This is a genomic window from Streptomyces sp. NPDC003691 (genome assembly GCF_053981115.1).
In genome coordinates this window covers 1-5894 of sequence record NZ_JBSFNQ010000177.1, presented here as the reverse complement: position 1 = coordinate 5894, position 5894 = coordinate 1, and the positions used below count along the sequence as shown (strand labels likewise).

Annotated in this window: 4 protein-coding genes; 2 read left to right on the top strand and 2 right to left on the bottom strand. The window is 71.1% G+C overall.

Translation table 11 applies throughout. The features are described from left to right. Positions 1-135: 135 nt before the first annotated feature. Entirely contained in the window at positions 136-1590 is a 1455-nt protein-coding gene (locus ACWDR0_RS34285) for an NCS2 family permease (protein ID WP_456355746.1), read from the bottom strand. A gap of 254 nt (positions 1591-1844) precedes the next feature. On the opposite strand from ACWDR0_RS34285, the gene ACWDR0_RS34280 reads away from it, so the two are divergent. Together ACWDR0_RS34280 and ACWDR0_RS34275 are read left to right on the top strand one after the other, a co-directional pair. After that, on the top strand, positions 1845-2141 hold the full coding sequence (locus ACWDR0_RS34280) for a DUF2530 domain-containing protein (RefSeq protein ID WP_456355745.1): 297 nt from the start codon (positions 1845-1847) through the stop codon (positions 2139-2141). A gap of 77 nt (positions 2142-2218) precedes the next feature. Continuing rightward, positions 2219-4777 (top strand): HAD-IC family P-type ATPase, encoded by a 2559-nt coding sequence (locus tag ACWDR0_RS34275; RefSeq protein ID WP_456355744.1) that lies wholly within the window; start codon positions 2219-2221, stop codon positions 4775-4777. A gap of 59 nt (positions 4778-4836) precedes the next feature. On the opposite strand, the gene ACWDR0_RS34270 is transcribed toward ACWDR0_RS34275, so the two are convergent. Then, on the bottom strand, positions 4837-5616 hold the full coding sequence (locus ACWDR0_RS34270; RefSeq protein ID WP_456355743.1) for a hypothetical protein: 780 nt from the start codon (positions 5614-5616) through the stop codon (positions 4837-4839). Positions 5617-5894: the final 278 nt, after the last annotated feature.

The following is a 5894-nucleotide window of genomic DNA, read 5'->3' as shown; positions in this document are numbered from 1 at the left end:
GGGACGGCGGCCGGTAGGCCGTCTCCTCCGTATCCGTGCCGGGATCCCGTACCGGATTCCCGCCCCGGCCGCCCCTGTGCTTCTCACCTGTTCGGGCGATTACCGCAGGCCGGCCCTTCGGTCGGGCTCCGGTGGCTACTTGGCCAGGCCCAGTGCCGGCATCGCGTAGTAGAAGACGAAGACCGCCGAGACCACGTACATCGCGATCGGCACCTCGCGGCCGCGGCCCGCCGCCAGGCGGAGGACGCAGAAGGCGATGAAGCCGATGCCGATGCCGTTGGTGATGGAGTAGGTGAAGGGCATCATCACCATGGCCAGGAAGGCCGGGACGGAGACCGTGAAGTCGCTCCAGTCGATGTCCCGGATGGAGCCCGCCAGGATCAGGAAGCCGACCGCCAGGAGGGCGGGGGTGGCCGCCTGGGAGGGGACCATCGTGGCCAGCGGGGTGAAGAAGAGCGACAGGGTGAAGAGACCGCCGGTGACCACCGAGGCCAGGCCGGTACGGGCGCCCTCGCCGACGCCCGCGGTGGACTCCACGAAGCAGGTCGTCGCGGAGGAGGAGGTCGCGCCGCCGGAGGCGACCGCGATGCCGTCGACGAAGAGGACCTTGTTGATGCCCGGCAGGTTGCCGTTCTTGTCGAGGAGCTTGGCCTCGTCGCCGACGCCGAGGATGGTGCCCATCGCGTCGAAGAAGCAGGACAGCAGGACGGTGAAGACGAACAGGCAGCCGGTGAGCAGGCCGACCTTCTCGAAGCCGCCGAACAGGCTGACCTCGCCGACCAGCCCGAAGTCGGGGGTGTCGACCGGGCTGCCCGGCCACTTCGGAGTCGTCAGGCCCCAGCTCGGGATCTCGGCGACCGCCTCGATGATCATGGCGACGATCGTCATCACCACGATGGAGATCAGGATCGCGCCCGGCACCTTGCGGATGATCAGGACCAGGGTCAGCAGCGCGCCGAGGACGAAGACCAGGACCGGCCAGCCGACCAGGTGACCGCCGCTGCCCAGGGTGAGCGGCACGGTGGTCTGGGCGGCGTCCGGGATACGGGAGACGAAGCCCGCGTCGACCAGGCCGATCAGCATGATGAACAGGCCGATACCGATCGCGATGCCCTTGCGCAGACTTCGCGGCACCGCGGTCATCACGCGTTCCCGCAGCCCGGTCGCCACCAGCAGCATCACCAGGAAACCGGCCAGGACGACCATGCCCATCGCGTCGGGCCACGACATCCTGGGCGCAAGCTGGAGCGCGACGACCGTGTTCACGCCGAGCCCGGCCGCGAGCGCGATCGGGACATTGCCGATCACACCCATCAGCAGGGTGGAGAAGGCGGCGGTGAGCACGGTGGCGGTGACGAGCTGACCGCCGTCGAGCTGATGGCCGTACATGTCCTTCGCGCTGCCCAGGATGATCGGGTTCAGCACGATGATGTAGGCCATCGCGAAGAAGGTGGCGAACCCTCCGCGGATCTCCCGGGGCACGGACGAACCGCGCTCGGAGATGCGGAAGTACCGGTCGAGGCCGCTGACGGGCCCCTTCGGCGGGGTGCCGGGAGTACCGGGCGCGGCGGCGGGGGCCGAGGGGGACATGCGGTCCTCAACAAGCGGAATCGGGGGAACCGGGGCAATCGGGGAATTCACCTCGGCGCGGATCTTCAGCCTGATCGCTTTTGGAGATTCATACGAATAGAACCAGCCAGAAGCAAACCGTTTCAGTATGAACACATAAGGGCCGATGCGCTATCTCCGCGCGTAGACCCCGCGTGGCCCGCCCCCGAGCGCGGGTGCCCGGGCTCGGATCGGGGCCCCTCCGGCCGGCCGAGGGGCGCACCTACACTGATCACATGGCGAAGTGGACACCCAGGCACGAGGCGCCCGAGCCCCTGGAGGGGCCCGTCGTCGCCACCATCACCGGCGGCACGATCATCTGGTTCGCCCTCTTCCTGGTGCAGATCCCCTTCTACAACTGGTTCGCCGACCGGGATCTGATGTGGTGGGTCTGGACCTGTCTCGCCGGTGGCGGACTCGGACTGATCGGCATCTGGTACGTCCGCGGGCGGGACGCCGCCCTCAAGCGCGCCGCCGCCGCACAGGACGGGCCGGACGGGCAGGAGCCGCCGGAGGTCCGCGGCGGCGCGTAAGCCGCGAGCGCGACACCCCGAACAGGGTTATCCACAGCGGGAGGCGGGCCCGCGCCCGCCGCCGTACCGTACGAACCATGACCCAGTCGGCGAGGCTCGAACCGGACGGACCCGGACGCGACGACGACCAGCATCACGACCACGACGACCACGACGACGACCCCCGCGAACCCGGCACCACCGGCACCGGCCGCCCCCCGTCGGCCGCCCCGCGCCCGGCCATCGACGCGGGCTCCGAACTGGACCCCGTCCACCCCGTGCGGCCTCCGGCGCCCGCGCCCGCCGCCGGTCTCAGCTCCGCCGAGGTCGCCGAGCGGGTCGCCCGCGGCGAGGTCAACGACGTACCGGTCCGCTCCTCCCGCTCCACCGCCGACATCATCCGGGGCAATGTCTTCACCCGGTTCAACGCGATCATCGGTGTGCTCTGGGCGATCATGCTGATCGTCGCCCCGATCCAGGACAGCCTCTTCGGCTTCGTGATCATCGCCAACACCGGCATCGGCATCATCCAGGAGCTGCGGGCCAAGAAGACCCTCGACGGCCTCGCCGTGATCGGCGAGGCCAAACCCACCGTGCGCCGGGGCGGAAAACCCACCGAGATCTCCACCTCCGCGATCGTCCTCGGGGACCTCGTCGAACTCGGCCCCGGTGACAAGGTCGTCGTCGACGGCACGGTCGTCGAGGCCGACAGCCTGGAAATCGACGAATCGCTGCTCACCGGCGAGGCCGACCCCGTCCTCAAGCGCCCCGGTGACCCCGTGATGTCCGGCAGCTTCGTGGTCGCGGGCGGTGGCGCGTTCACCGCGACAAAGGTCGGCCGGGAGGCCTACGCCGCCCAGCTGGCCGAGGAGGCGTCCCGCTTCACCCTGGTCCACTCCGAGCTGCGGAGCGGCATCAGCACCATCCTCAAGTACGTCACCTGGATGATGGTCCCCACCGCGATCGGGCTGATCATCAGCCAGCTCGTCGTCAAGAACGCCGACCTCAAGGACTCCATCGCCCGGACCGTCGGCGGCATCGTGCCGATGATCCCCGAGGGGCTCGTCCTGCTGACGTCCGTCGCCTTCGCCATCGGTGTCATCCGGCTGGGCCGCAAACAGTGCCTGGTGCAGGAGCTGCCCGCCATCGAGGGTCTCGCCCGGGTCGATGTCGTCTGCCTCGACAAGACGGGCACCCTGACGGAGGGCGGGATGGACGTGGCGGAGGTACGGCCGCTGGACGGCGCGGACCCCGCGCACGTCGCGAAGGCCCTGGGCGCGATCGGCGCCTCCGACCCCCGGCCCAACGCCTCCCTCCAGGCCATCGCGGAGGCCTATCCGGACGGCTCCGGATGGCGTGTCCTCGACGCCCTGCCCTTCTCCTCCGCCCGCAAGTACAGCGGCGCGCGCTTCGCCGCGGACGGGGAGAGCGGGCCCGGGGAAGGCGGAGAAGCCGCGGCGGGAACCACCTGGCTGCTGGGGGCGCCCGATGTGCTCCTCGCCCCCGGCGACCCCGCCCTCACCGATATCGACCATCTCAACGAGCAGGGACTGCGGGTGCTGCTCCTCGCCCGCGGCGGCTCCCTGGAGGAACCGGCGGGCGCCCGCGCCACCGCGCTCGTCGTCCTGGAACAGCGGCTGCGGCCCGACGCCACCGCCACCCTCGCCTACTTCGCCGACCAGGACGTGGCCGCCAAGGTGATCTCCGGCGACAACGCGGTCTCCGTCGGCGCGGTCGCCGCCAAGCTCGGCCTGCCGGGCGCCGAGCACACCGTGGACGCCCGCACCCTCCCCGCCGACCGCGACGCGATGGCCGCCGCGCTGGAGTCCGGCGCCGTCTTCGGCCGGGTCACCCCGCAGCAGAAGCGGGACATGGTCGGCGCGCTCCAGTCCCGCGGCCATACGGTCGCCATGACCGGCGACGGCGTCAACGACGTCCTCGCCCTCAAGGACGCGGACATCGGCGTCTCCATGGGCTCCGGCTCCGAGGCGACCCGCGCCGTCGCCCAGATCGTCCTGCTGAACAACAGCTTCTCGACCCTGCCGTCGGTGGTCGCCGAAGGCCGGCGGGTGATCGGCAACATCACCCGGGTCGCCACCCTCTTCCTCACCAAGACGGTCTACTCGGTGCTGCTGGCGATCCTGGTGGTGATCAGCCAGGTGGAGTACCCCTTCCTCCCCCGCCATCTCACCCTCCTCGCCACCCTCACCATCGGGGTCCCCGCCTTCTTCCTGGCGCTGGCACCCAACAAGGAGCGGGCCCGGCCGCACTTCGTCCGGCGCGTGATGCGGTACGCGATCCCCTCCGGGGTCATCGCGGCGGCGGCCACCTTCACCACCTATCTGCTGGCCCGCGCCCACTACAGCGGCCCGGACGCCCTGGACGCGGAGACCAGCGCGGCGACGCTGACCCTCTTCCTGGTCGCCCTCTGGGTGCTGGCGATCGTCGCCCGCCCGTACACCTGGTGGCGGATCGCGCTGGTCGGGACGATGGGGCTGGGCTTCCTCATCGTGCTGGTGGTGCCGTGGCTTCAGGAGTTCTTCGCGCTCAAGCTGGTGGGAACGGCCATGCCGTGGACGGCGGTCGGCATCGCCGCGGCGGCGGGGGTGCTGCTGGAGGTGGCCTGGCGGGTAGTCGACCGCAGGGTTCCGGCGTAGGGCCGGGCCGTGTCGCGGGCCCGCGTGTCTGCCGACCGGGCGCGGGGCGGGCCCCGCGGTTACGCCTCCCCGCCCCGCAGCAATGGCAGATCGTCGCCCCATGCGTCGAAGACCGGCCCGTGCCCCCAGGCCCGGGCGTGGGGTTCGAGTTCGGTGACCAGTCGCCGTATCGCCGCCGGGCCCTGCGGTCCCAGCACCTCGCCCAGCAGGGGCAGCAGCCGCTCGGCCGACCACTCCGGGCGGCTGAGCGGGTGGTGCCGCAGCTCCCAGGCCAGATACTTGTTGTAGGGCCGCACCCGGTTGTGGGCGGCGAAAACATAGCTGAGGAAGTACGGCACGGCCTCGGCCGCGTCCAGCCCGGCCGCCAGCGGCTGCCCGTCCCGGGCCCCTTTGAGGGAGCGGTAGGCGCTGCTGAGGAAGGCGTCGAGCTGCTCGGGTGCGAGGACGGTGCTCTCGTCCGGCCCCAGGGCCCCCTTCGCGGCAACGAGATCGCCGATCAGCCCGTCGGCCGTGTCCTTCTCGACCTTGGCATGGGCGAACGCGTACCGGTTCCACTCGGTTCCGGAGCCCGGCAGCGCATGCACCCGGAACTCGGCCAGCGGCAGCACCATCACATTGACCAGGACGTCCGGCCGGACCGGCGCGGTGGGGAGCCGGTCGTCCCGTGCCGCGTCCTCGACCACGAGATAGACGTCATAGCCCGAGTGCTCGGTCGCCAGCTCCTCCCGGGTCCGTGAACCGGTCAGAACGAGCCCGAGCACCCGGCGGTCCCTGCGGACCCGGTTGAGCAGCGCGGCGTACTCCTCGGCAGCCGCGGCGGCGGAGGCGATAGCGGTCACCCGGCAACCCCATCACGTCGGGGCGCGGGTTCCAACCCACCGTCACCCACCAAACACGCGTGCGCGTGGCTTGGGGGTTTCCCTCGGGCCCCCGGGCGGGCCTTGCCCCGCGGGGCCGCCGCCCTGGGGTTCCTCGCCCCCTGGGGCCGGGGGTGTGCCTTGCCCGCAGGGTGCGGGTTGCTTCTGCGCCTCAAACGCCGGCGGGGCTGAAAAGCTTGTGACCGTTGCTACGTGGGGTCGTGACCCGCCTTGTCTGGGCTCGGGTGGGTCGTGGGCCT